Consider the following 24,765-nt stretch of genomic DNA (forward strand, 5'->3'; position numbering starts at 1 on the left):
TGTACAGCGAAGTGGACTAGGTCGGGCGGTTAGGCCCCGCTCGTCACCCGTGAGGTAGTCTTTAGCGGGGACCGAACAGCGGGCACGTCCGGTCAGACCGGCACGGGCCCCGAGAGCCAACGTGGAAGCCTCGTCCGCCGGGGACAGCGGTCCGTGGCGCCCGCTCGCAGGAGCGGTCCGTCGCGGTTCGTCGGCGACACTGGGTCAGGCGCGGAAGCGAGCAGCCCACCGCCGGACGCCAGTCGCTCGTCGGGTCGCGGGGTGGAGGAGGCAATCGGGATACCCCGTGACGGAACGCCGGGCTCCCCCGCCTGTCCGTCATTCATACGCGTTTTCACTCGGCGAGCGGCGCCCCTTTTTTCCACACCGCCACCGCGGCGTCACTCGTTCTGGATGAACTCGCCGGAGCAGTCGTACTCGATCAGCGCGAACTCGCCGGCGGCCTCGACGGTTCCGTTGCCGGGGGTGGTTCGCTCGTACGCCTGGTAGACGGTCACGTTCTCGACGGCCGTCTGGTGGGTCCGGTTCCAATCGCTACAGAGGTAGTTCGCGAGGTACGAGCGGTGGTTCTCGTTGTCGGCCCCGTAGACGTTCGCGAAGTACTTCCGCCACCGAGCGGTCGGATAGGTAGTCTCCACCCGCGACGGCCGTTCGAAGTCGGCCGCCGAGCCGTGTAACAGGTCCCGCTCGCTGCCGTCTTCGAGGGTCCCGGCGGCGACGTACCACCGGGTCGTGTCGATGGGGTCCGGCGCGAACATCTGCCACGACTGTTCCATCTCGACGGCGTCTAAGACCTCCTCGGCGGGGTCGGGGGTGTCGGCGTAGCCGACGGACGACGCGCTCGAGAGGACGATCAACACGAGGAACGCGTACGGCAGCACCGTCGTGAAGAGCACCTGCCCGCGGGCGAGACCGGCGGAGAGCCTCGAAGTATCGGAGCCGTCGGCGCGGTCCGAGGCGGTCCATCGAGGGGCCCACGCGCCGAGCGCGGGCACGGACCGCGCCCGTGATTCGAGACGAGCCCGCCACCGCGCGAGCGACCCCGAGCGATCCAGACTGGCGACGACGCGCTCGGCGGCGTCCCAGACGGGCGTCTGGACGAACAGGAGGAAGCCGACGACGACGACGACGGGGAAGAGGCCGACTCGGATCGTGACCGCCATCCCGAGGTGCATCCCGACGAACAGCGACCCGAGCACCGCGCGTGGGAAGCCGGTGAGCAGGAGCAACAGCGGCGACGCGACCAGGAGCACGACCCACAGGACCGTGAACGCGCGGAGGAGTCCGTGGAGCTCGGCGAGGTAGTTGCCGAACAGGTAGGTCAGCTGGTCGGCCTGGGTGATGTACGCGACCGCGTCGCCGCCCATCCACTGCTCGCTTTCGAACTTGTGGACCGCGTTCGTCACGTACATCAACAGCATCTGTATCAGGACCGCCATCGTGGCGACCGTCGCGATCGAAGCGTCGCTCACCCCCGCCGGTGCCGAGTTCGGTTCCGGTTCGGAGTCGGCCGATCGGTCGGCGCGTCTGGCGGCGTCGACCGACCAGCGCGCGCCGAGCGGGAGGAAGGCGCTCCAGAACAGCAGCATGAGAAGCAGGCTGTCGCCCGCGTTCAACACCATCGGGTTCCGCCCGTGTAACGAGAACAGCAGGACCCACGAGACGACGGTCACGGCTCGCGTTCGATACCCGACGGCCAACGCGAGGGCGAACGCGCCCGCGACGGCGAAAAGCAGCGCCACGGCCCACGGCTCCCCGACGAACCCGTACAGCGACTGGGTCGCCGAGTAGTCGGAGAAGAGCGCCCGTCGCGGAAGGACGCCGTAGTCGGTGTAGAAGGCGGTCAGCGACCGCGACCGCAACGCGAGGTCCGCGATCAGTACCGCTCCGAGCCCGATCCGGAAGGCGGCGAGCGCGCGCAAGTCGATCGCGACCCGCGCCGCGAACGCCGCGGACAGCCTGTCGACGGCGCCGGCGATCCGCGACCGCGCGGTCTGCGTGGAAGAGGTTCGGTCCATGGTGTCGCGGTGCGTCGTTGGACTGCCCTCCAAGACCGACCGGTATAAGCTTGGTGTAGCGACGCCCCGGAGGCCTCCGGTCGGCGGACGCGCGCAGACCGATCGGCGGCCCGCGAGAGGCCCTCAGCGACCGGTGTCGTACTTGTAGGTCGCCGAGTCGGGGTCGATCCCGAAGTCCTCCGCCGACTCGGTCGGCTCGTCGTCGCCGGTCGGCTCGGCGTCCTTGAACGCCCCGCGGAGCGGGCTCGGCATCTCGAAGTCGTCGACCGCGAGTTCGAGCCCGACGACGTCGCCGCCGAGGAACTCGCGTTTCTCCGTCAGGCGGTCGGAGAGCGCCGGCGGGAGGTCGGCCGTGTCGACGCGTTCGAACCCGAACTGCGTCAGGTACTCCGGCTGGTCGGTGAGCACGTACACGGTGTCGAACCGGTCCGCGGCCGCGGTGTCGACGAGGCGCTCGACGACGTGCGCCCCGACGCCGCGGTCGCGCCACTCGGGGAGGACGCCGATCCCGGTGAGTTCGATCCGGTTCTCTTCGCCCTCGTCGCCGCGGTGGAGCCGAAGCCGGCCGAATCCGGCCCGGTCGCCTGACTCCTCGTCGACCGCGATCACGTAGTCCCGTGACCGGAAGGCGACGTCGTCGAGCCCCAGGCGCTCGATCGCGTCCAGTAACCACGCCTCGTCACGGTTTTTGGCGTCGCGGACGTACATGGGAGGCCGTAGGAGGGCGGAAGTGAAAAACTGTTCCCCGGCCGGGCCGCCGGTCGCGGCGTCGAGAATCGGCCGCGTCGTGCGCTCGCGTCGGGTCGTTTTTGCCGGCCGCGCAACGCGCGTCGGGTCGCTATTGCCCGACGCACAACGCGCATCGCGTCGCTTTTGCCCGCCGGTCGCCGACTCGACGCATATGGAGTTCGCCGCGCTGGCGGAACGGGCGGAACGGGTGGCCGCGAACGACGGCGACATCGAGACGACCCTCGCCGTCGCCGACCTGCTCGCGGACGCCGGGGTCGGAGGAAGCGACGGGAGTGACGAGACCGACCGAAGCGCCGAGACCGGCGACGGCCCCACCGACGACCTCCCCGTCGTCGTCCGGTTCCTGCTCGGTCGCGTCTTCCCCGCCCACGACACCCGGACGCTCGACGTCGGGCCCGCGCTCTGCCGCGAGGCCGTCGCCCGCGCCGCGGGCCCGAACGTCTCCGCGGACGACGTCGAGGACCGACTGGCGGAACGCGGAGAGATCGGCGCCGTCGCGGCCGAGTACGACTTCGGCGGCCAGCAGGGGCTCGTCGCCTTCGGCGCCGGGCGCGACGCGCTCACGGTCGCCGCGGTGGACGAGCGCCTGCGCGAACTCGCGGCCGAGAGCGGCGACGGGAGCGAGTCCCGCAAGCGAGACACGCTGTTCGGACTGTTCACCCGGTGTTCCCCGAGCGAGGCGGCGTTCCTCGCCAGGCTGGTCCTCGGCGAGATGCGACTGGGCGTCGGCGAGGGGACGGTCCGAGACGCGATAGCGGAGGCGTTCCTCGCCCCGGAACCTCGGTCCGAGGACGGCGACTCGGAACCGGACGGTCCGGAACCCGAGGCGTCCACCGACTCGGACGCGACCGACGAGCCCGAACTCGACGCGCCGGCGGACGCGGTCGCGGCCGTCGAGCGCGCCCTCCAAGTGACGAACGACTACGGTCGCGTCGCGGTGCGCGCCCGCGACGAGGGGCTCGACGGCCTCGGCGAGGAGTCGCTGCGGGTCGGCCGACCGGTCCAGGCGATGCTCGCGCAGGCGGGCACCGCCACCGACGCGGTCGACTCGTTCGGTGAGGTCGCCGTCGAGACGAAGTTCGACGGCGCGCGCGTTCAGGTCCACTACGCCCCGGCCGGCACCGCCCCGGCCGGCACCGCTCAGATGAACGGCGACGGGGAGGACCGACCGGACGACGGGTCGGCGCTCGGACCGCGGCTCTACTCGCGGAACATGGACGACGTGACCGAGGCGCTCCCGGAGATAGCCGAGTACGTCGCGGCGCGCGTCGACGTCCCGGTCATCTTGGACGGCGAGGTCGTCGCGGTCGACGACGCCGGGGATCCCCTCCCGTTTCAGGAGGTGCTCAGGCGGTTCCGCCGAAAACACGACGTCGACCGCATGCGCGAGACGGTCTCGCTCCGTCTCCACGCGTTCGACTGCCTCCACGCGGACGGCGCCGACCTGCTCGACGACCCTCTCCTGACGCGCCACGAGCGACTCCGAGCGGTCCTGCCCGACGCGGCGGAGGACCTCACGCTCGCCGACGACGCGGACACCGTCGCGGCCGCGGAGCGGGCCGCCCTCGACGCCGGCCACGAGGGCGTCATGCTGAAGAACCCCGAGGCGGCGTACACGCCCGGCGACCGCGGGCGCGACTGGCTGAAGCGCAAGCCCGACGTGGAGACGCTCGACGCCGTCGTCGTCGGCGCCGAGTGGGGCGAGGGGCGCCGCGCGGAGCTGTTCGGGACGTTCCTGCTCGCCGTTCGCGACGCGGACGGGGGCGCCCGGTCGGCCGGTGCGGTCGACTCAGGCGACGCGGTCGACCCGAACGGCGTGACGGACGGCGACGGGTCGGGCCGCCTCGACGGCGACGACCTCGCACCTCCGGGGTACGCCACGGTGGGCAAGGTCGCCACGGGGATCACGGACGAGGCGCTCGCTGACCTCACGGAGCGACTGGAGCCCCACGTCGTCGGCGAGGCGGGCACCACGGTCGCGTTCGACCCGGAACTGGTGGTCGAGGTCGGCTACGAGGAGATACAGCGCTCGCCGACCTACTCGGCCGGCTACGCCCTCCGGTTCCCCCGCTTCGTCGGCGTCCGCGAGGACAAAGGCGTCGCCGACGCCGACTCGCTCGCCCGCGTCCGGCGGCTCGTCGGCGACGACTGAGCCGGGCGGCGAGGGACGCGCCCGCCAGCCTGACGACCCGCGTTCCGCCACGCGAAACCCCTTCACGTTCGGGCCCGTACGGTCGCCTATGCCAGGCCCGCTCGGCGACGCGACGCGGCGCGACCTCACCGACGCGGCCGTCGACCGGCTCGCGGCCGCGGGGTACGAGATCACCCGCCCCGAATCGGGCGCCGAGCCGCCGGCGATCGCGACCCGCGGCGACGACCGCGTCGCGGTGGAGCCGCTCGCGGCGGACGACGCGACGCCCATCGTGATCACCTCACGGCTCGGTCACGCGCTCGACCGCGACCGCCGCGCCCTGTTCGTCGCCCGCGACGCCGCCACCGCCGACGCGGTCCGGGACCTCCTCGCCGAGCCGCCGCTGCTCGCAGCGCGACGCGACGGCCGACGGACGTTCCATCTCGGCCCCGACCGGATCCCGGTCTCCGGGGGCGGGTACGCCTGCGTCCGTACGGAGGGACTCGGCGAGCCGACCTTCGACTGGCGCGAGACGGACACCCCGGCGGGTCCGGTCACGGCGCACCCCGACGTCGACGCCGCCGCCTCCGACGACGCCGGGCGCCCGGTCGTCCCGCGACTCGTCTGCGAGGTCGACGGCGATCCGGTCGCGGTCCTCGGGGGCGTCGAGAGCCTCCGGACGCCGCCGGACGAGGCGTTCCCCTTCGCGTACCGGCGCGACCCGGCGGACAAGCGCTTCCGCGTTCGCCGCGGGGACGACGGGACCGTCGTCGAGACCCTCGGCGGGTTCGCCGCGTTGCGCGACGCCGGCTACGTCCCGGTCCCGATGCCGCTCGTCCCCGAACACCTCCTCGGGCGGGCGGTCGACGACGACGCGCTCGCCGCGGCGTGGGAGCTGTCCGTGATCGACGGCGACCGGGAGCGGGACCGGAATCGATAGCCACGCTCAAGACGACCGCGACCGGATCCGGGGACATGACGGTCCGCTACGATGAGCTCGCGGTGGAGTGGCTCGGCTACGCGACTGCGCGGTTGGCGACCGACGGGGGACCGGTCGTCTACACCGACCCCGGCCGGTACGGCGTCCTCGACGACTACTGGGCGCGCGACGGCGACCTCGTCGTCGTCACTCACGACCACCACTACGACAGCGACGGGATCCGGTCGGTCGCGAGCGAGGACGCGACGATCGCGATCTACGACGCCGTCGACCCCGCCGGGATCGATCGCGACGTGGAGCCGATCGACGCGCTCGCCGACGACTACGAGGTGGTCCGCGTCGGCGAGGAGGAGCGCGTCGACGTCGACACGCCCGCCGGTGCCGTCACGGCGTGGTCCGTCCCCGCCCACAACGACCCCGAGGGGCCGAACGCCGACGCCGACGGCTCGGTGCCGCACCCGCCCGGCTTCGGCTGCGGCTTCCTGCTGTCGCTCGGCGGACACACCGTGTTCTGGCCCGGCGACTCCGACGCGCTCGACGGGTTCGCCGAGCTCGACGTCTCCGTCTTCCTCGCGAACATCGGCGGGGGCGGCATCGTCGCTGACCGACGCGAGGCCGCCGAGCTGGCCGAGACGATGGCGCCGGACCTCGTCGTCCCGATCCATTACGACACGTTCCCCCAGCTCGAGGCCGACGGCGAGGCGTTCGCCGGCGACGTCGCGAGCCGCTCGATCCCGGTCGCTCTCGACGCGCGCTCCGCGAACCAGTAACAGGAGCCGCGTCGCGGGCGGTGACCTTTTTATCCCGCCGCGTCGTTGGGCGGTCGCATGACCACCGAGTCCGCGCTGGCCGACGGGGTCCGGGAGGCGCTTTCGGTCGACGCCGAGGCGTTCGCCGAGCGCGCGGCCGAGGAGGCCGAGATCGTCAAACAGGAGCTCCACGACGGCTCCTTCGACAACCACCAGTCGATCGTCGGCTTCGAGTACGAGTTCTACGCGGTCGGCGACGGGCGGTGGAGCGAGGAGTCGCGGGCCGGCGAGTACGCGCTGATGCGCGTCCCGCGCCGCATGCTGGAGCTGATGGGGTTCGAGAAGGAGCTCGGACTCCACAACGCGGAGATGTCGACGAGCCCGCAGCCCCTCTCCGACCACGGGCTCCGCGCGCAGCTCGCCGAGGTTCGCGCGCGCCTGGAGGCCGCGGAGAACACCGCCGGCGTCGAGGGGATGCGGCTCGTCTCGGACGGCCTCTGGACCATCCCGCCGGCGGGCGAGACCGTCCGCGAGTACCTCACCGACAGCGTGGAGGTCGACGGCGTCGTCGTCGCGGTCAACATGAGCGACGCGGTCCGGTACCACGCGATGGCCAACTCGGGCCGCAACGACGCGGGCGAGGCGGAGGAGGGGCCCGCCGTCGTCCTCGAGGCGCCGGGCGTGTCGCTGCCGGCGGAGACGGTGATGCCGGAGAGCCTGATCACGTCGGTCCAGCCGCACTACCAGGTGGGCCGCGCCGAGACGCTGCCGCGGCACTTCCGGTACGCCCTCCGGATCGCCGGCCCGCTCTTAGCGCTCGGCGCCAACTCGCCGTTCTTCCCGCCGGAGCTGTACGACGACGACTGGGACGGCGAACGCGTCCTGAGCGAGGGGGCGACCTCGAACCGCATCCACGTCTTCGAGTCCGTCCTCAACGCCCGGACCGACGCCGACAAGGTCCGGTTCCCGCGCGACTTCCACGACGTCGAGACCGCCGTGGACCGCATCGCGAGCGACGAGACGCTGATACCGATGCCCGAACCCGACGGCAGCGACCGGTTCGACGACGCCTTCGCGACGTTCCGGACGAAACACGGCAGCTACTGGCGGTGGGTCCGCCCCGTCTTCGAGGGGGCCAGCCGCTCGGCGGCCAACGCCCGCATCGAGTTCCGGCCGATCCCGGGTCAGCCGACCGTCCGCGACTCCATCGCGTTCCAGGCCGCGTTCGCCGGGCTGATGCAGTCGCTCGCACAGCGGGAACACCCCGTCATCGGCCTCGACTGGGAGACCGCCCGCGACAACTTCTACGCGGCGGTCGCGGACGGGCTGGCGGCCGACTTGGAATGGGTGGGACTCGACGGCGAGCGCACGACCGACACCGACGCGCTGTACGCAGACCTCCTCGACCACGCCGAGGCCGGACTACGCACCGCCGGCTGCGCCGACGACGAGGCCGCCGCGTGGATCGCCCCGCTCCGGTGGCGCGTCGCGAACCGGACGACGCCCGCGAGCTGGAAGCGCGACCGCGTCCGCGACCGCCTCGACGGCGGCGACGACTTCGAGACCGCCGTCTACGAGACGCAACGGGAGTACATCGATCGGCAGTCGGAGACGCTCATCGAGGGCGGCTTCTCCGCGTGGACGGACGGGGCGTGACTCGGGTTACGATCCGGAACGGTCCCGGATCCGACGGCGACACAGTACAGTTAACGGTCGCCCGACCGAGGCTCGGGTATGGACGAGCTGATCGCCGCCGCGCGCGACGCCCTCGACGACGCCCACGTCCCGTACTCCGAGTACCGCGTCGGCGCCGCGCTTCGAACGGTCGACGGCACCGTGTTCACCGGCTGTAACATCGAGAACGCGAACTACTCCAACAGCCTCCACGCCGAGGAGGTCGCGCTCGCGGAGGCGGTGAAGAACGGTCACCGCGAGTTCGACCGGATCGCCGTCTCCTCCGGCGTCCGCGACGGCGTCACCCCCTGCGGGATGTGTCGGCAGAGCCTCGCGGAGTTCGCGGCCGACGACCTCGTCGTCGCCTGCGACGAGGGCGGCGACGCGGTGACGGAGTACACCCTCGGCGAACTCCTCCCGAACACCATCTCCGAGGGAACGCTCGACGACGCGAGCGAAGCGGGCGACGGTCGGGACGCCGGCGGCGACTGACTCGGGCGCTGCTCGCCGCGCCTTCACCGGTCCGAGCCGGAAGCCCTTTTGAATCACTCGTCGAAACGGGGGGACATGACCGACGAGACCGACGCCTCCGCCGCCGACGCTCCCGCCGCGGACGCCGAGAGCGAGGACCCCAACGACGAGGCCGGCTACCACGTCGAGGCCGCGCCCGAGGACGTTGCCAACGCCGTCCTCCTCCCGGGTAACCCCGAGCGAGTCGACAAGATCACGGCGCTGTGGGACGACCACGAGGAGGTCGCGCGCCACCGCGAGTACCGCACCGCGACCGGCAGCTACGACGGGGCGCCGATCTCCGTCACCTCGACCGGGATCGGGTCCCCGTCGGCGGCCATCGCCGTCGAGGAGCTCGCCCGGGTCGGCGTCGACACGTTCATTCGAGTCGGCTCCTGCGGCGCGATCCAGCCCGAGATGGACGTGGGCGACCTGGTGATCACGACCGGCGGCGTCCGGCAGGAGGGGACGAGCGACGAGTACGTGCGGGAGGACTACCCCGCGACCGCCGACGGCGAGGTCGTCTCCGCCTTGGTCGCCGCCGCGGAACGCCTCGGTCACGACTACCACACCGGCGTCACGATGAGCGCCGACTCCTTCTACGCGGGCCAGGGGCGCCCCGGGTTCGACGGGTTCGAGGCGGCCGGCTCGGACGAGTTGGTCGCGGAGCTACGGGACGCGAACGTGAAGAACATCGAGATGGAGGCGTCCGCGATCCTCACGATCGCGGGCGTGTACGGCCTCCGGGCGGGAGCGGTCTGCTCCGTCTACGCCAACCGCGTGACCGGCGAGTTCCGAACGGAGGGCGAGTCGCGCGCGGCGGAGACGGCCAGCCTCGCGGTGAAGCTGCTCGCGCGCATGGACGAGGTGAAACGGGAGGCCGGTGCCGACCGCTGGCACGCCGGACTCTCGCTGTAGCGGTCACGCGTCTCCGCTTCGAGCGCGTTATCGCCCCGCGAACGTTCCAAAGCGACTTTACCCGCGGACCGCGGACCCACAGACATGAGCACACAGGTCGTGGTCGTCGGTTCCGGGTACGCCGGCGCAGGGGCGGTGAAGGCGTTCGAAGACGAGGTCGGTGAGGGCGAGGCGGAGCTCACGTGGATCTCCGAGCACGACTACCACCTCGTCTTGCACGAGGTCCACCGCGCGATCCGCAACCCCGCGGTCGAGGACAAGATCACGATCCCCGTCGACGAGATCAAGTCGTCCGAGTCCGACTTCGTTCAGGGCCGCGTCGTCGACGTCGACACCGACGGCCAGGTCGTCGAGACCGACGACGGGACGACCGTCGACTACGACTACCTCCTGCTCGGCGTCGGCTCCACGACGGCCTTCTTCGGCATCGAGGGGCTGAAGGAGAACGCCCACCAGCTGAAGGGACTCGACGACGCGAAGGCGATCCACGAGGACGTTCGCGAGGCGGCCGCGGACGCGACCCGCTCGGACCCCGCGCAGGTCATCGTCGGCGGCGCCGGTCTCTCCGGCATCCAGACGGCCGGCGAGATCGCGGAGTACCGCGACAAACACCGCGCGCCGATCGAGATCAAGCTGGTCGAGGGGCTCGACGAGGTCTTCCCCGGTAACGACCCGCAGATCCAGGGCGCGCTCCGCCAGCGGTTGGAGGACGCCGACGTCGAGATTCTCACCGGCGACTTCATCTCCGAGGCCGACGATGAGGCCGTCTACCTCGGCGGCGGCGAAGACGAGGTGCCGGAGGAGCTCGCACACGACGTGCTGATCTGGACCGGCGGCATCACCGGCCAGCCGGAGATCGAGGACGTCGACGTCGACAAGGACGACCGGTCGAACCGCGTCCACGCCGGCGCCGACTTCACCACCAGCGACGACCGCGTGTTCGCCATCGGCGACACCGCCCTCGTCGAGCAGGGCGAGGAAGTGGCGCCGCCGACGGCGCAGGCCGCTTGGCAGGCCGCCGAGGTCGCGGGCGCCAACCTGGCGCGCGCCGCCCGCGGCGCGCCGCTCCGCTCGTGGACCCACGAGGACAAGGGGACGGTCATCTCCGTCGGCGAGGAGGCGGTCGCTCACGACGTGGTGGGGATGCCGATCAAGACGTTCGGCGGGACGCCGGCGAAGCTGCTGAAGAAGGCCATCGCCACGCGCTGGATCGCCAAGGTCTCCTCGGCCGGCCGCGGTTTCAGTGCGTTCGGCGACATGTGAACGCGGGCGACTCGCGGTAGCGACTCGACTGGGCGTTCGGTTCGTTTCTCGGGAAACCGCTCTTTCGGGACAGAGGAATCAGCGACTCACTCGACGCGAGAATCCGAGTCCCGCCGTCAGTGTTCGGCCGGCTCGTCGGGCGCTCGCATGTCGTCGATCCGGAGGATGAGGACGTTCGCGGTGTCGTCTTTGCCGTCGACGGTCCCGTCGATGACGAGCTTCGAGAGCGGCGTCGGACCGACGGTGACGGAGTCGCCCTCGTGGAAGTCGCGGACCGAGCCCTGAACGTGGATCTCGGCGCGGCACAGCTCGGGGTGGTGGACGCTGGAGAGGTCGATCCCGTCGACGTTGAGCTCCGCTACCTCCTCGCCCTCGTGGTAGATCGGAACGTTGGCCGGCTCGTCCATGCGCTGGATGTCGAGGGCCTCGTAGGCGTTGGAGGTGGGCTTGTAGCCGCCCTTCGGACCGGGGACGCCCTCGACCAGCTGGAGGGCCTTGAGGCTCTGCATCTGGTTGCGGATCGTCCCCGGGTTGCGGTCGACCTCGTCGGCGATCTCCTCGCCTTTCACCGCGTCCTCCTGTTCCCCGAACAGGTTGATCAGGGCCGTGAGGATGCTTTTCTGGCTCGATGTGAGCTCGATCGATGACATGGAATCAAATACATAGCGGGCCCGCTTAAATGCGATGGAACCTCCTTATAAACGATCGTGAGGGACCCGCTCGGGACCGTCCCTTCGGGCGTCTCACCCGAACCGCGTCCCGTCGTTCACTCCCCCCGGAGCCGCTTCATCCGGACGTACGCGATCGGGCTCACCAGCGCGATCACCACCCCGACGCCGATCAGCGTGAGCCCGAAGTCGGGGGCGACAAACGAGACCGCGGCGCCGGCGAGCCCGATCGCAGCCCCGGTGAACGCGACGGCGATGGTCGCGCCGACCGGCTCGACGTCGCTGGGATCGACCGAACGGGGATCGGAGCTGCCCATGGACGCCCTGTGGCTTCCCGGGCGCAAAACGGTGTCCGATCCGGCGAGCGGGTCGCAGTGCGGTCACGGGCGGCTCGGTCGCCTTCGAGCGCGTCGATCACCACCATTCAAGCGGCGTCGCGTCGCGTAGCCGGTATGACTACGGTCAAGATCATCGGCGCGCCGACGGACTACGGAGCGAACCGACGCGGGGTCGACATGGGGCCGTCGGCGATCCGGTACGGCGGGCTCGCCGACCAACTCGCCGGCGCGGGAGTCGAGACGGTCGACGCGGGCGACCTCCACGTCCCGCGGGCGGAGGAGCGCGACCCGGACACCGACGCCCCGAGCGAGGGGAAAGCGAAGTTCCTCCGCGAGACGGCCGACGTCTGTCGACGGCTCGGCGACGAGGTCGCCGGGACGCTCGCCGACGGCCGGATACCGCTCGCGCTCGGGGGCGACCACTCCATCGGCATCGGGAGCCTCGTCGGGTCCGCTCGCGACGCCGACATCGGCGCGGTGTGGTTCGACGCGCACGCCGACCTGAACACGCCGGCGACGAGCCCGTCGGGGAACGTCCACGGGATGCCACTGGCGGCGGCGCTCGGTATCGGCGAGTTCGCGGACACCGAGTGGGCGAACGCGCAGGGACTCGCTCCCGAGAACGTCGCGCTCGTCGGTCTCCGGTCGGTCGACGAACCGGAGGTGGAGCTAATCAAAGATCGCGGCTTCGCGGCGTACACGATGTCGGACATCGACGAGCGGGGGATCACGGACGTCACCGAGGAGGCGCTCTCGGTCGCGTCCGCCGGCGTCGACGGGCTTCACGTCAGCCTCGATCTGGACTGGCTCGACCCCAACGCGGCCCCCGGCGTCGGGACGCCCGTCCGCGGCGGCGTCACGTACCGCGAGGCTCACAGTGCGATGGAAATCGTCGACGAAAGCGACGCGCTCCGGTCGATGGAGCTCGTGGAGGTGAACCCGACGCTCGACCAGCACAACGAGACGGCGGAACTGGCGACGGAACTGGCGGCGAGCGCGTTCGGCAAGCGCGTGCTGTAAGCGGCGACCGAACGGCCGCGACCGCGGGCGGCGTACGGTGGCGGATCCCGGCGACTCCGCCTCAGACGCCGCGGTCGAGCTCTTCGACTACCCGCTGGAGGTCCGCTTCGGACTCGATGTCGCCTTTGATCTCTTCCCGGCGGCGGACCGCCGCCGAGTCGGCGTCGTACGCGCGGACGAACTCGGCGCGGGTGTGTTCGTCGAACGCGTGCCGGATCGCGAAGTAGCCGTCGGGGACGATGGTGCCACACACCTTGCACTCGTGGCGCTGGTGCTCGTTCGTCTGGTGGACGATCGCCGACTCCACGTCGTCGAAGGCGGCGTCGCAGTCGCCGATGCCGCACGTCCAGCGAGGGGCCATACCCGAACTCTCGCCCGAGGGGGATTAACGGTTTCCCACGCCGGCGCGTCGAAACGGGTCACCGTCTCGTCGCCCCGTTCGTGACCGTCCCGATCGGACCTGCGGTCGCGGCACCGTCGTCGTCGAACGATACGCATTTGCGCGGGCGCGACGACCGTCCGACCGTGACCCGATCGAGAACGCGCGTCGACGGCCACGTCAAGGTGCTCGACGACGAGGTCGTCGCCCGCGCGAAGGAGCGCGGGATCGACGCGCTCGTGTACGCTCCGCACTTCACGCGCCTTCCGACGGTCCGCGAGCGCGCCGCTCGATACTCCGACGACGAGCTCCAGGTCGTCCCCGCCCGCGAGGTGTTCACCGGCGACTGGGGGAACCGGCGGCACCTCCTCGTGCTCGGGCTCTCCGAACCGGTCCCCGACTACATCACGTTCGAGGGCGCGATGGCCGAGTTCGAGCGGCAGGACGCGGCCGTCCTCGTTCCCCACCCCGGGTTCGCAACCATCTCGCTCACGCGGCCAGAGATCGACGCGCACGCCGGTCGGATCGACGCCGTCGAGACGTACAACACAAAGCTGCTCCCCCACCAGAACGCCCGAGCGCGTCGGACCGCGGAAGAGACCGGCTGCGCGGGCTTCGGCTCCTCGTACGCGCACCTCACGGGCACCGTCGGGGAGGCGTGGACCGCGTTCGAGGGCGCGCTCGACGACGCCGAGGCGGTCGTGGAGGCGTTCCGCGAGCGCCGACCGCGGACGGTGATCCACCGGGGCGGGATCGGCCACCAGCTGCGCGGGCTCGTCGAGTTCGCCCACCTCGGGTACGAGAACACGTGGGCGAAACTCGACCGCATGTTCCTCTCCGGCAACGAGCCGACCCTCCCGTCGAACGTCGCCTATGAGGGGCGGTTCGACGACGTGAGCGTCTACGAGTAGACGGCGTCGAATCGCGCCGCGAGAACTCGCGAGTAGCCGACGCTGTCGCGACTCGTTCGCCTCCGGTGTCGGCGTCAGAGACCGAACCCGGCCGCGGCCTCCGAGGCCGTCCGTGCGGCCGCAGAGAGGTCGAGTTCGAGATTGACGACGTATTTGTTGATCGCCCAGAAGGCGGCGATCTCGACCGCGGTGATGACCACCGTGACGAGGTCCGCGTACTTGCTGCTCGTCGTTACGCCCGTCGGCATTCCGTACTCCCGATCCGACAGCGGGTGGAAGAGGGCGATCCCTCGCCGGCTCCCGACCACGTCGAGCAGGTAGTGGGTCAACACGCCGATCCACACGTACTGGAGGTTGCCGAAGACGATCGGGTACGCGATGAAGACCGCCAGCACCGGGAGGCTGTGGAGCGTCTTCCGGTGGCGTCCGAAGGCGGTGTCGACGTCGGGGAACAGCGCTCCCAACACGACGGGAACGGTGATCTGCGCGATCATCTCGGCGGTCGCCGCGTTGAGCCCCGGTTCGAGCACGAATCCGAGGCCCAACGAGAGCAGCAGACCGTTGAGCACGTGGCCGCGTTTGTTCATGTCTGTCCCTGCGTAGGGGAGGTGGTCAAACCACCGGATCGCGGCGACGGCCGTAAGGCCTGCCTACCTCGATCGGAGACCGCCGCTCCCCGGCCGAAAGAGCCACGGCGACCGCGGCCGACCCGACCGTATGGAGTACGAGGAGCCGAAGTTCTTCCACGTCATGCAGTACGCCGCGGCCGCCGACGGCGACGTCATCGACATGGTGAGCGGCAACCCCGACTGGGAGCCGCCCGCCGCGCTCCGCGCCGCGCTCCGCGAGTACGCCGACCTGCCGCCGGCCGACTTCCAGTACCCGCCGAGCGACGGGCTCCGCGAGCTGCGGGAGCGGATCGCGGCGCGCCGCGAGGTCGACGCCGAGCGCGTGGTCGTCACCAACGGCACCGGCGAGGCGAACTACCTCGCGATGGCGCGCGCCCTCGACCGCGGCGCCGGCGACGAGGCGTTGCTCATGGACCCGGTGTACCCGTACTACCCCGGGAAGACGCACCTCCTCGGCGGGGAGCCGACCCTCGTTCCGACCGCCCGCGACGGGGGACTCGACGTCGGGGCGGTGCGCGAGGCCGCGAGCGAGGACACCGCGCTCATCGTGTTGAACACCCCGAACAACCCGACCGGCGCGGTGTACGATCTCGATGCGGTACGCGAGGTCGTCGCGATTGCCGAGAGTGTCGACGCCTTGGTCGTCGCCGACGAGGTGTACGACCGGTTCGACCTGACGGGCTCGTTCGAGTCGGCCCTGACGCTCGACTCCGACCGCGTGATCGCCACGAGCGGCTTCTCGAAGTCGATGGCGATCACCGGGTTCCGGGTCGGCTACGCCGTCTTCCCCGAGGCGCACGTCGGCGACGCGCGGACGCGGCACATGCTCGTGAACGTCGCCGGGGCGCGGCCCTCCCAGTACGCGGTCCTCCACGCGCTCGCGGAGACCCCGCCGAGCTACTACGCCGACGCGCGCGACCTGCTCGCGGACCGCGTCGACGCGTTCACGGCCGCCCTCGACGCGGCCGGCGCCGAGTACAGCCGCCCGGAGGGTGCCTTCTACGTGCTCGCGCGCTTCGACGGGTTCCCCGGCACGATGGCGAACGTCAAGCGCCTGATCGACGAGGCCGGCGTCGCGGGGATGCCGGGCGAGGCGTTCGGTACCGCCCGCGACGAGTGGATCCGGTTCGCCCTCGTGACGCCCCGCGCCGAGGCGGCCGCCGAGCGACTCGCCGACTACTTCTGAGAGTCCCGGCGACGACCGACGACGGCCGCCGCCGCGAGTAACGCGATGACCGCGGCGACGACGCCGAAGCCGGGTATGCCGTCGTCGGTGGTCTCCGAGCCGCCGTCACCGTCCGCGTCCGATCCATTCTCCCCGTCCGCGTCCGAATCCGCCTCCTCCGCGGTCTCGACCCCTTCCACGGTCACCGGGTCGGACTCGGCGTCGTCGCTCCGTGCGACGATCGTCCGGCTTCCGGTGCTCGATATCTCTACGCCGATCTCCCCGCGGTCGTCGGTCTCGCCGACCGACTCGCCGTCGACCACGACCGTGACCCCGGTGGCCGGTTCGTCGTACGCGTTCCGAACCGTCACGCGAGTCGTCTCACCGACCAAGACGCGCTCGTTCGCCGGGACGACCGTCAGCGCCGGGGTCCGCTGTGCCGTGACGTTCGTCGCCGCCGCCGACTCTCGGACTCTGACCCGCTCCGGCGACCCGCCGTACCCGTCCTTGACGACCTCGACCGTGTAGAGGGCGTTCACGGGAACGGTGAGCGAGGCCGTCCCGTCGGTCACCGACACTCGTCCGTCGAACACCGACGACGACACCCGAACGGACCCCGTTTCGATCGCGGTCGGCGGGTCGAAGTGGTCGTCGAACACGCGGACGTCGAGGGTCGCGGTCCCCCGTTCGATCGTGACCGTCGCCTCCGAGTTCGCCGACACCGTCACCTCGCGGCTCCCCTCGAAGTAGCCCGGCTTCACGACCTCGATTTCGTAGGTTCCCCGCTCCAGGCGAGCCGTCTCGTAGGTCCCGTCTGACCCGGTCGTGCCGCGGTCGATCGATCGGCCGTCCTCGCGGACGGTCACCGTCGCGTCGGCCAGCGTCCGGTTTTCGGCGTCGAGAACCGACACCGTGGCGGTCCCGCTGCGCGACACGCCGAGCGCGACGTCCCCCTCGCTGGCGTTGTCGATCCGGAGCGGCCTGTTCCGGACGTACCTGTCGTCGTCGACGTCGAGTTCGACGCTCGCGTTCGCGGGGGCGTCGAGGAGGACGTTCCCGTTGCTCGCCGTCGTCCCCGTCGCGGTCCCCGTCTCACCCGATTCGGTCTCCCACGCCGCCTCGACGGTCACGCCGCCGACGGCGTCTCCCTGTTGGTCGGTGACCGAGACGGTGAGCGTCACCTGTTCCTGACCGACCGCGCCGCCGGTCGCGACGACCGCGACCGCCAGTACCGCCACTGCGACGACGGCCGCACGTGGGACGTTCATACCCGCGACCGAGGCAGTCCAACGGTATTGGTATGGGCCGACTATCCGGGTAAGCGCCGCCTTCCCTCCGTCGGCGAGCGAAACTCGTTCCGGGGCCCGCCGTCGTTCCGGGCCCGCCGTCGTTCGAAGCCCACCCCGACTCGCGGGACCCCCCGTCGAACGACGGATCGACGCTCCGAACTGCGGACCGTCGGCCCCGACTCCGCCGTATTCAAATACGCGCGCGCAGACCAACGCGTATGGAGCAGATCGACGACCAGTACGCGCCCGCCGACGTCGAGTCGGCGGTCGACGACTACTGGGAAGACAACGACGCCTACGAGGCGGCGAAGGAGGCCCACGCCGACGACCCGCCGTTCTTCTTCGTCGACGGCCCGCCGTACACCTCCGGGCAGATGCACCTCGGGACGGCCTGGAACAAGACGCTGAAAGACGCCGTCATCCGGCACAAGCGGATGACCGGGCACCGCGTCACCGACCGCCCCGGCTACGACATGCACGGGCTCCCGATCGAGGTCAAAGTCGAGGAGGAGCTCGGCTTCGAGAACAAGCGGGACATCGAGGAGTACGGCATGGAGTCGTTCATCGAGAAGTGCAAGGAGTTCGCCCTGGAGAACCGGGCGGCGATGGACGAGGACTTCAAGTCCATCGGCGTCTGGATGGACTGGGAGAACCCGTACGAGACCATCTCACCGGAGTACATGGAGGCCGCCTGGTGGGCGTTCTCCGAGGTCGCCGACAACGGGCTCGTCGAGCAGGGGAAGCGGTCCATCTCGCAGTGTCCGCGCTGTGAGACCGGGCTCGCCAACAACGAGGTCGAGTACGAGGACGTCGAGGACCCCTCCGTCTACGTGAAGTTCCCGCTCGCCGACCGCGAGGGGAGCCTCGTCATCTGGACGACGACGCCGTGGACCATCCCCGCGAACACCTTCGTCGCCGTCGACGAGGCGCTCACCTACAACGCGGTCCGCGCGGAGAAGGACGGCGAGAGCGAACTCATCTACGTCGCCGCCGACTGCGTCGAGGACGTGTTACAGGAGGGCCGCTACGAGGACTACGAGGTCGAAGCGGAGCTGACCGGCGAGGAGCTCGTCGGCTGGGCGTACGACCACCCGCTCGCCGACCGCGTCGCCGAGTACCCCGACTTCGAGGGCGCCGGGCAGGTGTACGCCGCCGACTACGTCGAGGCCGACCGGACCGGGCTCGTCCACTCCGCCCCCGGCCACGGTGAGGAGGACTTCCACCGCGGCACGGAGCTCGGGCTCGACATCCACTGCCCCGTCGGGCCGAACGGCGAGTTCACCGAGGCCGCCGGCGAGTACGCCGGGCAGTTCGTCCGCGACGCCAACGACGACATCATCGACGACCTCGTCGCCGACGGTCACATGCTCGCGCACGGCACCGTCGACCACAGCTACGGCCACTGTTGGCGCTGTGACACCGGGATCATCCAGCTGGTCACCGACCAGTGGTTCATCTCGATCACGGACGTGAAAGACGACCTCCTCGACAACATGGAGGACTCCGAGTGGCACCCGGGGTGGGCCCGCGACAACCGCTTCCGCGACTTCATCGAGGACGCGCCCGACTGGAACGTCTCCCGGCAGCGCTACTGGGGCGTCCCGATCCCGATCTGGGTGCCGGAGGACGCGGAGGCGGGGAACCTCGACGAGGACATGATCGTGGTCGGCACCCGCGAGGAGCTCGCCGAGCGCGTCGAGGAGGACGTCGACCCCGCCTCCATCGACCTCCACCGCCCCTCCGTCGACGGTCTCACCATCGTCGAGGACGGCACCACCTACCGCCGCGTCGAGGACGTCTTCGACGTGTGGCTCGACTCCTCGGTCGCCTCGTGGGGCACCCTCGGTTACCCGAGCGACGAGGACGCTCACGACGAGCTGTGGCCGGCCGACCTCATCATCGAGGCGCACGACCAGACCCGCGGGTGGTTCTGGTCGCAGCTCGGGATGGGGACCGCCGCCGTCGGCCAGATCCCCTACGACGAGGTGCTGATGCACGGCTTCGCCAACGACGAGGACGGGCGAAAGATGTCGAAGTCGGTCGGCAACATCGTCACGCCCGAGGAGGCGATCGACCGCGCCGGTCGCGACCCGCTCCGCACGTATCTCCTCTCGCACGACCAGCAGGGCGTCGACCTCGCGTTCGAGTGGGACGGGCTCGGCGAGATCCAGGGGAAGCTCAACATCCTCTGGAACGTGTTCCGGTTCCCGCTGGAGTACATGGAGCTCGACGGCTACGACCCGGCCGCGGCCGACCTCTCCGACGGCGAGCTCGAACTCGTCGACGAGTGGGTGCTCTCCCGGCTCCAGTCCGTGGAGGCGGAGGTCGCCGAGGCCTGGGACGACTACCAGGTCAGCGACGCCGTCAACGCCGTGATCGAGTTCGTCACGCAGGACGTCTCGCGCTTCTACGTGAAGGCGGTTCGCGACCGGATGTGGGAGGAGGCCGACTCCGCCTCGAAGCGCGGCGCCTACGCGACGCTCGCGACCGTCCTCGACGAGGTGATCCGCATGCTCGCGCCGATCGCGCCGTACCTGACCGAGCGGATGTACCAGCGGCTCGACGGCGAGGCGACGACGGTCCACGCGCTGTCGTACCCCGAGCCCGACGCGGCCCTGCGCGACCCCGACCTCGAACGCGACGTGGCGGTGTTCCGCGACGTCGAGGAGTCGGCGGCCAACGCGCGCCAGCAGGCCGGTCGCAAGCTCCGCTGGCCGGTCCCGCGCGTCGTCGTCGAGACCGACGACGAGGCGGTCGCGGCCGCGGTCGAGCGGCTCTCCGACCTGATCGCCGACCGCGTCAACGCCCGCGAGGTCGTCGTCACCGACGCCTTCGACGAACTGGTCGAGACCGCCGAGCCGCAGATGGCCGCCATCGGCCCGGCGTTCGGCGGCGACGCCCAAAAGGTGATGGAGGCGGTTCAGGGCGCGACCCGCGCGGCGGTCGAGGGCGGCGAGATCACCGTCGACGGCGAGCCGGTCGCCCTCGACGACGAGATGGTCGAGTACGTCGCCGAGCCGCCCGAGAACGTCTCCGGCGCGGAGTTCGAGGGCGGGACCGTCTACGTCGACACGTCGCTCACCGACGACATCGAGTCCGAGGGCTACGCCCGCGACGTGATCCGGCGGATCCAAGAGATGCGTAAGGAACTCGACTTAGACGTGGAGGCCCGCGTCCGCGTCGGCGTCGCCGTCGACGACGAACGCGTCGCCGGCTTCGTCGACGAGCACGCCGACCTGATCGCCGGCGAGGTGCGCGCCGACGCGTGGATCGACGACCCGGCCGACGCCGCGGACGCGGACGGCGGGCTCGTCGAGGAGTGGTCGGTCGAAGACGTCGCGATCACGATCGGCGTCGAACCGGTCGCGTAAGGCTCTCTCGGGCTCACGACCCCGCGTCAGCGCTCGAACTTCCGGCCGGCTCGGGTCGCGCCGTGCGCCCGATTTCGACCGCGAATCGCGCCGCCGCCGAAACCTATAGGTGCGTTCTTTACTGACGGTCGATCATGTATGTCCGGGCGGCCCGGCCCGACGACGCGGAGGCGCTGCGGACCGCCGTCTCCCGAGCGCGCGAGGAGACGGTGTTCGACGACATCGGCGCTCCCTTACTGGACGTGTCCGCCGCCGGCGTCCGAGAGGCCGCCGCCGAGGCCGAGTGGTCGTTCCTGATGGAGAGCGACGAGGCGGGCCCCGTCGGGCTGGCGATCGCACACCCGGACCCGGACGGAGCCGAGGCCGAGCTGTTGGCGCTGTGGGTCCATCCGAACCGCGCGGGCGAGGGCGTGGCCGACGAACTTCTCGCTCGCGTGGGCGACGCCCTCGCCGGTCGCGGGGTCGAAACGCTCCGCGCGACGGTCCCGCCGGACCGGCCAAGCGCCGAGGAGTTCTTCAGCGCACACGGGTTCGCGTCGCGCGGGAGCCGCCGTAGCCCCGCGGGCGACGAAACCGTCGTCGTCGCGGATCCGCACGCGCTCGCCTGAGGCGGAGCGGGGTCCGTCCCACCGCCGTCGGATTCAACGGCCCGAACGCCGACTACTTCAGTCGCTCTTGGAGGAACGAGGGGTGGGCCGCGGTCACGCCCTCGACCCCGAGCAGCTTCTCGGAGATGACGTCGCCGAGTTCGTCGCCGTCGCCGGCGCGCACCTCCGCCATCAGCATGTGGTCGCCCGAAGAGGTGTACAGCGCCTGGACCTCATCGAGGGACTTCAGTTCCCGCGTGGCCTCGACGTACCGGCCCGAGTCCACGTCCATTCCGACCATGGCGATCGACTGCGAAGAGAGTTTCTTCGGGTCGACCTCCGCGGAGTAGCCGACGATCACGCCCCGGTCTTCGAGGCGGTCGATGTACTTGCGGACCGTCGGCTTCGACACGTCCGCTCGCTCCGCGATCTCTCCGCAGGACGCCTGCGCGTCCTCTTCTAACACAGAGAGGATGCGTTCCTCTGTCGATACCGTGCTCATACTACTCCGTTTACCGCCAATGAAAAAATACCTTGCGAATCGATAAACGATTCCGCCACGCCGTGAACGGCCGGCTCGCCGGCTCAGGCGTGCTTGTCGAGGAACATGTCGTGGGAGCGCTCCCACTCGTAGTCGTCGTCCCAGTAGCGCTCGGCGAGCGGCTCCTCGGGCATCTCGCCGATCGCCTGCTTCTCGGCGCCGTAGGAGGGGCGATCCTCGTCGACGTAGAAGCGGCCGGTGAGGACCTCGCCCTCGTACAGCGACTGCTCGGTCTCGCGCATCATCTCGGCGGCCTCGACGCGGTCCGTCTTGTCGAACTCGTAGTCGTCGGAGTCGTTGACGTCGATGTACGGCACGTACTGGCGCGCGTCCTTGTTCCAGGTCGGACACTGGGTGAGGAAGTCGACGTGCGCGAACCCGTCGTGCTCGATCGCCTCGGTGATGATCTCCTTGGCCTGGTTCGGGTTGACGGCGGCCGTGCGGGCGACGTAGGAGGCGCCGGCGTTCAGCGACATCGAGAGCGGCTTGATCGGCTCCTTGGCGCTGCCGTGGGGCTGCGTCTTCGACTTGTGGCCCTTCGGGCTAGTCGGGGAGGTCTGTCCCTTCGTGAGCCCGAAGATCTCGTTGTTGAAGACGATGTACGTCATGTCGTGGTTCTCCCGGGCCGTGTGGATGAAGTGGTTCCCGCCGATCCCGTAGCCGTCGCCGTCACCGCCGGCGGCGATCACTTCGAGGTCGGGGTTCGCGAGCTTCGCGGCGCGGGCCACGGGCAGCGAGCGCCCGTGGATCGTGTGGAACCCGTACGTGTCGAGGTAGCTGTTCAGCTTGCCCGAACAGCCGATACCGGTACACAGGAGCGTTTCCTCGGGCGTGCGCCCGACTTCCGGAAGCGCCTGCTTGAGCGCCTTCAGGACGCTGAAGTCACCGCAGCCCGGACACCAGGTCGGCTGCGGTTCGACACCGGGCGTGTACTCGTCGCGGTCGATCTCTCGCTCCTCTCCGATTGCTGAAAACGTGCTCATTGGTTAGTCACCTGCGGCTGGGACGAAGGTGGTCTGATGGCCGGACGCGTCGCCGTCGCCTTCGATGATCGCGGCCTCGAACCCGTCGACGACCTCGGCGGGCTCGAACGGGTTCCCGTTGTACTTCAACAGGCTCGACAGCCGCTCGCCGTAGCGGCCGAGGTTCTTCTGGACGAGCCCGCGGAACTGTCCGGACGCCGTCATCTCGACGACGAGGACCTCGTCGACGCTCTCGACGAACGCCTCGACCTGCTCGGTCGGGAACGGGAGCATGTCGGAGACGCCGTACGACTTCACCGAGACGCCGGCCTCGTTGAGGCGACCGACGGCCTCCTCGACGGTTCCCTGCTGACTGCCGAACGTGAGGATGCCGTACTGGGCGTCCTCGGGGCCGGCGTACGAGCCCGTGTCCTCCCCGTCGAGGTCGTCGCGGATCGCCGCCAGCTTCTGGGCCCGCCGGTCGATCTGCGCCACGCGGTTGTCCGGGGACTCGCTGATGTGTCCCGTCGGGTCGTGTTCGTTGCCCGTCGCGAGGAAGCGCCCGCCCTTCTGGCCGGGGACCGACCGCGGCGAGACGCCGTCGTCGACGTCGTGCTGGAAGCGGTGGAACTTCCCGTCGGCCGAGTGGGGCTCGTCGTCGAGCGCGTCCTCCGAGAGCGTCTTCCCGAGCGTCGGGTTCGGCTCGCGGTCGAAGTGGCTCTTCGGGACGTTGACGAGTTCGCCGCCGAGCTTCTGGTCGTACAGGAGGATCGACGGGATCTGGTACTCGTAGGCGAGCCGGAAGGCGAGCCGCGACTGCTCGTAGGCCTCCTCGACGGTCCCGGGCGCCAGCACGACGCGCTGGGAGTCGCCCTGCGAGGTGTAGAGGACGTGTTCGAGGTCGGACTGCTCGGGCTTCGTCGGCATCCCGGTCGAGGGACCGGCGCGCATCGCCTCGACGAGGACGACGGGTGTCTCCGTCATCTCGGCGAGCCCGAGCGGCTCGGACATCAGTGCGAACCCGCCGCCCGAGGAGCCGGACATCGCTTTGACGCCGGCGTGGGAGGCGCCGACCGCGAGCGCCGCGGCCGCGATCTCGTCTTCGACCTGCTCGGAGATCCCCCCGAGCTTCGGGAGGTTCTGCGTCATGATGGTGAACACTTCGGTCCACGGGGTCATCGGGTAGCCGGCGATGAACCGGCATCCCTCGTCGATGGCCCCGTAGGCGATGGCGTCCGACCCGGACATGAGCAGCTGCGTCTCGGCGTGCTCGCCCGTGGGAACGCTGACATCTGACGCGTCGACGTCGTACTCCTCTTGAACCTGCTCGTAGGCGGTTTCGAGGATCTCGATGTTCGGTTCGAGGATCTTCTCCGGCATCGCGTCGCGCATCAGGTCCTCGACGTGGTCGAGTTCCATGCCGGTCAGCGCGCAGGTCGCGCCGACGCCGGCGGTGTTGCGCATGACCTCACGACCCATGTCGCGGGCGAGCCCGCGGAGGTCGAGGGGGTAGACGTGCCAGTTGTTCTCTTCGACGCGCTCGTCGAAGTTCGGGATCTCCGAGGCGTCCAAGAGCCCCTCGTCGTAGACGATGACGCCGCCCTCGCGGAGCTCGTCTAAGTTCTCCGAGAGGGGTTTGATCTCCTCGTTACCGTAGACGGCCTCCTCCTGCGGGTTGCGGGCGAACGAGTCGCCGAGCGCCAGCAGGAAGTTGTAGCCGTCTCCGCGGGACTTGACCGGGTCCCCCGACGCGCGGACCTCGGTGTACGTGTGGCCGCCGCGGATCCGCGACGGATAGTGCCGATGCGTGAAGACGTTGAGCCCCGATCGCATCAAGGCCTTTGCGAAGTTCTGGCTGGTCGAAGCGATCCCGTCACCGGATCCCCCCGATATCCGCCAGATGAGTTCTTCGTCAGTCATAATGGTATGTGAGCCCGTATGGGCGTCGTGAC

22 protein-coding genes and 1 other RNA gene are annotated in these 24,765 nt (G+C 70.2%); 13 read left to right on the forward strand and 10 right to left on the reverse strand.

What is annotated here, in order from left to right:
- The first annotated feature begins 9 nt into the window (after positions 1-9).
- An RNA gene (ffs, locus tag ABDZ89_RS15645) (signal recognition particle sRNA) lies at positions 10-321 on the forward strand.
- A 59-nt stretch (positions 322-380) separates the two neighbouring features.
- Here the strand turns inward: ffs and ABDZ89_RS15650 are convergent.
- Both ABDZ89_RS15650 and ABDZ89_RS15655 read right to left on the reverse strand, forming a co-directional pair.
- Positions 381-2,018, reverse strand: coding sequence for an HTTM domain-containing protein (locus tag ABDZ89_RS15650; protein WP_343780578.1), 1,638 nt, complete (start codon positions 2,016-2,018; stop codon positions 381-383).
- A 123-nt stretch (positions 2,019-2,141) separates the two neighbouring features.
- Positions 2,142-2,726 (reverse strand): GNAT family N-acetyltransferase, encoded by a 585-nt coding sequence (locus ABDZ89_RS15655; RefSeq protein ID WP_343780579.1) that lies wholly within the window; start codon positions 2,724-2,726, stop codon positions 2,142-2,144.
- 193 nt (positions 2,727-2,919) lie between these two features.
- Between ABDZ89_RS15655 and ABDZ89_RS15660 the strand changes: the two genes are divergently transcribed.
- From ABDZ89_RS15660 to ABDZ89_RS15690, 7 genes are all read left to right on the forward strand, one after another.
- Positions 2,920-4,920, forward strand: a complete 2,001-nt coding sequence (locus ABDZ89_RS15660) for an ATP-dependent DNA ligase (RefSeq protein WP_343780580.1) — start codon at positions 2,920-2,922, stop codon at positions 4,918-4,920.
- A gap of 88 nt (positions 4,921-5,008) precedes the next feature.
- Positions 5,009-5,839, forward strand: a complete 831-nt coding sequence (locus ABDZ89_RS15665) for a hypothetical protein (RefSeq protein WP_343780582.1) — start codon at positions 5,009-5,011, stop codon at positions 5,837-5,839.
- Positions 5,840-5,874: 35 nt separating this feature from the next.
- A complete protein-coding gene (locus ABDZ89_RS15670; RefSeq protein ID WP_343780583.1) occupies positions 5,875-6,609 on the forward strand; it encodes an MBL fold metallo-hydrolase in 735 nt (244 codons plus the stop codon).
- A 57-nt stretch (positions 6,610-6,666) separates the two neighbouring features.
- Positions 6,667-8,244: a glutamate-cysteine ligase family protein gene (locus ABDZ89_RS15675; protein ID WP_343780584.1), complete on the forward strand. Its 1,578-nt coding sequence runs from the start codon at positions 6,667-6,669 to the stop codon at positions 8,242-8,244.
- Positions 8,245-8,322: 78 nt separating this feature from the next.
- Positions 8,323-8,754 (forward strand): cytidine deaminase, encoded by a 432-nt coding sequence (gene cdd, locus ABDZ89_RS15680; RefSeq protein WP_343780585.1) that lies wholly within the window; start codon positions 8,323-8,325, stop codon positions 8,752-8,754.
- Positions 8,755-8,829: 75 nt separating this feature from the next.
- The gene (locus tag ABDZ89_RS15685; protein ID WP_343780587.1) at positions 8,830-9,690 is read left to right on the forward strand and encodes a nucleoside phosphorylase; all 861 of its coding nucleotides are present in this window, start codon (positions 8,830-8,832) and stop codon (positions 9,688-9,690) included.
- Positions 9,691-9,774: 84 nt separating this feature from the next.
- A complete protein-coding gene (locus ABDZ89_RS15690) occupies positions 9,775-10,953 on the forward strand; it encodes an NAD(P)/FAD-dependent oxidoreductase (RefSeq protein ID WP_343780589.1) in 1,179 nt (392 codons plus the stop codon).
- 116 nt (positions 10,954-11,069) lie between these two features.
- Here the strand turns inward: ABDZ89_RS15690 and ABDZ89_RS15695 are convergent, their stop codons facing one another.
- Together ABDZ89_RS15695 and ABDZ89_RS15700 are read right to left on the reverse strand one after the other, a co-directional pair.
- Positions 11,070-11,603 (reverse strand): Rrf2 family transcriptional regulator, encoded by a 534-nt coding sequence (locus ABDZ89_RS15695; protein ID WP_343780590.1) that lies wholly within the window; start codon positions 11,601-11,603, stop codon positions 11,070-11,072.
- Positions 11,604-11,719: 116 nt separating this feature from the next.
- Positions 11,720-11,938 carry a hypothetical protein gene (locus ABDZ89_RS15700; protein WP_343780591.1) on the reverse strand — a complete coding sequence of 73 codons (219 nt, stop codon included), beginning with the start codon at positions 11,936-11,938 and terminating at the stop codon, positions 11,720-11,722.
- Positions 11,939-12,073: 135 nt separating this feature from the next.
- On the opposite strand from ABDZ89_RS15700, the gene rocF reads away from it, so the two are divergent.
- The gene (gene rocF, locus ABDZ89_RS15705) at positions 12,074-12,979 is read left to right on the forward strand and encodes an arginase (RefSeq protein WP_343780592.1); all 906 of its coding nucleotides are present in this window, start codon (positions 12,074-12,076) and stop codon (positions 12,977-12,979) included.
- Between the two features lie 61 nt (positions 12,980-13,040).
- Here the strand turns inward: rocF and ABDZ89_RS15710 are convergent, their stop codons facing one another.
- Positions 13,041-13,340, reverse strand: a complete 300-nt coding sequence (locus ABDZ89_RS15710; RefSeq protein ID WP_343780593.1) for a DUF7565 family protein — start codon at positions 13,338-13,340, stop codon at positions 13,041-13,043.
- Positions 13,341-13,477: 137 nt separating this feature from the next.
- Here ABDZ89_RS15710 and ABDZ89_RS15715 point away from each other — a divergent pair, with 137 nt between their 5' ends.
- Positions 13,478-14,269 (forward strand): PHP-associated domain-containing protein, encoded by a 792-nt coding sequence (locus ABDZ89_RS15715; protein WP_343780595.1) that lies wholly within the window; start codon positions 13,478-13,480, stop codon positions 14,267-14,269.
- 74 nt (positions 14,270-14,343) lie between these two features.
- On the opposite strand, the gene ABDZ89_RS15720 is transcribed toward ABDZ89_RS15715, so the two are convergent.
- A complete protein-coding gene (locus tag ABDZ89_RS15720; RefSeq protein ID WP_343780596.1) occupies positions 14,344-14,856 on the reverse strand; it encodes a metal-dependent hydrolase in 513 nt (170 codons plus the stop codon).
- A 130-nt stretch (positions 14,857-14,986) separates the two neighbouring features.
- On the opposite strand from ABDZ89_RS15720, the gene ABDZ89_RS15725 reads away from it, so the two are divergent.
- Positions 14,987-16,084: a pyridoxal phosphate-dependent aminotransferase gene (locus ABDZ89_RS15725; protein WP_343780597.1), complete on the forward strand. Its 1,098-nt coding sequence runs from the start codon at positions 14,987-14,989 to the stop codon at positions 16,082-16,084.
- Here ABDZ89_RS15725 and ABDZ89_RS15730 read toward each other — a convergent pair.
- Positions 16,075-17,331 carry a carboxypeptidase-like regulatory domain-containing protein gene (locus ABDZ89_RS15730; RefSeq protein WP_343780598.1) on the reverse strand — a complete coding sequence of 419 codons (1,257 nt, stop codon included), beginning with the start codon at positions 17,329-17,331 and terminating at the stop codon, positions 16,075-16,077. The two genes, ABDZ89_RS15725 and ABDZ89_RS15730, sit on opposite strands and share 10 nt — an antisense overlap.
- A gap of 239 nt (positions 17,332-17,570) precedes the next feature.
- Here ABDZ89_RS15730 and ileS point away from each other — a divergent pair, with 239 nt between their 5' ends.
- Positions 17,571-20,723: an isoleucine--tRNA ligase gene (ileS, locus tag ABDZ89_RS15735; RefSeq protein WP_343780599.1), complete on the forward strand. Its 3,153-nt coding sequence runs from the start codon at positions 17,571-17,573 to the stop codon at positions 20,721-20,723.
- A 134-nt stretch (positions 20,724-20,857) separates the two neighbouring features.
- On the forward strand, positions 20,858-21,331 hold the full coding sequence (locus tag ABDZ89_RS15740; protein ID WP_343780601.1) for a GNAT family N-acetyltransferase: 474 nt from the start codon (positions 20,858-20,860) through the stop codon (positions 21,329-21,331).
- A 52-nt stretch (positions 21,332-21,383) separates the two neighbouring features.
- On the opposite strand, the gene lrpA1 is transcribed toward ABDZ89_RS15740, so the two are convergent.
- From lrpA1 to ABDZ89_RS15755, 3 genes are all read right to left on the reverse strand, one after another.
- The gene (lrpA1, locus tag ABDZ89_RS15745; protein WP_343780603.1) at positions 21,384-21,812 is read right to left on the reverse strand and encodes an HTH-type transcriptional regulator LrpA1; all 429 of its coding nucleotides are present in this window, start codon (positions 21,810-21,812) and stop codon (positions 21,384-21,386) included.
- 83 nt (positions 21,813-21,895) lie between these two features.
- A complete protein-coding gene (locus ABDZ89_RS15750; protein WP_343780605.1) occupies positions 21,896-22,834 on the reverse strand; it encodes a thiamine pyrophosphate-dependent enzyme in 939 nt (312 codons plus the stop codon).
- 3 nt (positions 22,835-22,837) lie between these two features.
- On the reverse strand, positions 22,838-24,733 hold the full coding sequence (locus tag ABDZ89_RS15755; protein WP_343780606.1) for a 2-oxoacid:acceptor oxidoreductase subunit alpha: 1,896 nt from the start codon (positions 24,731-24,733) through the stop codon (positions 22,838-22,840).
- Between the last annotated feature and the right edge of the window lie 32 nt (positions 24,734-24,765).

This window comes from Halorubrum ejinorense, assembly GCF_039522565.1.
Classification (GTDB): Archaea; Halobacteriota; Halobacteria; order Halobacteriales; family Haloferacaceae; genus Halorubrum; species Halorubrum ejinorense.

What these genes read in the sequence shown, in the direction of transcription:
- ABDZ89_RS15655 (WP_343780579.1), bottom strand. Translation starts at nt 2,726, where the DNA reads ATGTACGTCCGCGACGCCAAAAACCGTGACGAGGCGTGGTTACTGGAC.
- ABDZ89_RS15670 (WP_343780583.1), top strand. Translation starts at nt 5,875, where the DNA reads ATGACGGTCCGCTACGATGAGCTCGCGGTGGAGTGGCTCGGCTACGCG.
- lrpA1 (WP_343780603.1), bottom strand. Translation starts at nt 21,812, where the DNA reads ATGAGCACGGTATCGACAGAGGAACGCATCCTCTCTGTGTTAGAAGAG.
- ABDZ89_RS15720 (WP_343780596.1), bottom strand. Translation starts at nt 14,856, where the DNA reads ATGAACAAACGCGGCCACGTGCTCAACGGTCTGCTGCTCTCGTTGGGC.
- ABDZ89_RS15755 (WP_343780606.1), bottom strand. Translation starts at nt 24,733, where the DNA reads ATGACTGACGAAGAACTCATCTGGCGGATATCGGGGGGATCCGGTGAC.
- rocF (WP_343780592.1), top strand. Translation starts at nt 12,074, where the DNA reads ATGACTACGGTCAAGATCATCGGCGCGCCGACGGACTACGGAGCGAAC.
- ABDZ89_RS15695 (WP_343780590.1), bottom strand. Translation starts at nt 11,603, where the DNA reads ATGTCATCGATCGAGCTCACATCGAGCCAGAAAAGCATCCTCACGGCC.
- ABDZ89_RS15725 (WP_343780597.1), top strand. Translation starts at nt 14,987, where the DNA reads ATGGAGTACGAGGAGCCGAAGTTCTTCCACGTCATGCAGTACGCCGCG.
- ABDZ89_RS15710 (WP_343780593.1), bottom strand. Translation starts at nt 13,340, where the DNA reads ATGGCCCCTCGCTGGACGTGCGGCATCGGCGACTGCGACGCCGCCTTC.
- ABDZ89_RS15685 (WP_343780587.1), top strand. Translation starts at nt 8,830, where the DNA reads ATGACCGACGAGACCGACGCCTCCGCCGCCGACGCTCCCGCCGCGGAC.
- ABDZ89_RS15675 (WP_343780584.1), top strand. Translation starts at nt 6,667, where the DNA reads ATGACCACCGAGTCCGCGCTGGCCGACGGGGTCCGGGAGGCGCTTTCG.
- ABDZ89_RS15700 (WP_343780591.1), bottom strand. Translation starts at nt 11,938, where the DNA reads ATGGGCAGCTCCGATCCCCGTTCGGTCGATCCCAGCGACGTCGAGCCG.
- cdd (WP_343780585.1), top strand. Translation starts at nt 8,323, where the DNA reads ATGGACGAGCTGATCGCCGCCGCGCGCGACGCCCTCGACGACGCCCAC.
- ABDZ89_RS15740 (WP_343780601.1), top strand. Translation starts at nt 20,858, where the DNA reads ATGTATGTCCGGGCGGCCCGGCCCGACGACGCGGAGGCGCTGCGGACC.
- ileS (WP_343780599.1), top strand. Translation starts at nt 17,571, where the DNA reads ATGGAGCAGATCGACGACCAGTACGCGCCCGCCGACGTCGAGTCGGCG.
- ABDZ89_RS15750 (WP_343780605.1), bottom strand. Translation starts at nt 22,834, where the DNA reads ATGAGCACGTTTTCAGCAATCGGAGAGGAGCGAGAGATCGACCGCGAC.
- ABDZ89_RS15665 (WP_343780582.1), top strand. Translation starts at nt 5,009, where the DNA reads ATGCCAGGCCCGCTCGGCGACGCGACGCGGCGCGACCTCACCGACGCG.
- ABDZ89_RS15650 (WP_343780578.1), bottom strand. Translation starts at nt 2,018, where the DNA reads ATGGACCGAACCTCTTCCACGCAGACCGCGCGGTCGCGGATCGCCGGC.
- ABDZ89_RS15660 (WP_343780580.1), top strand. Translation starts at nt 2,920, where the DNA reads ATGGAGTTCGCCGCGCTGGCGGAACGGGCGGAACGGGTGGCCGCGAAC.
- ABDZ89_RS15730 (WP_343780598.1), bottom strand. Translation starts at nt 17,331, where the DNA reads ATGAACGTCCCACGTGCGGCCGTCGTCGCAGTGGCGGTACTGGCGGTC.
- ABDZ89_RS15690 (WP_343780589.1), top strand. Translation starts at nt 9,775, where the DNA reads ATGAGCACACAGGTCGTGGTCGTCGGTTCCGGGTACGCCGGCGCAGGG.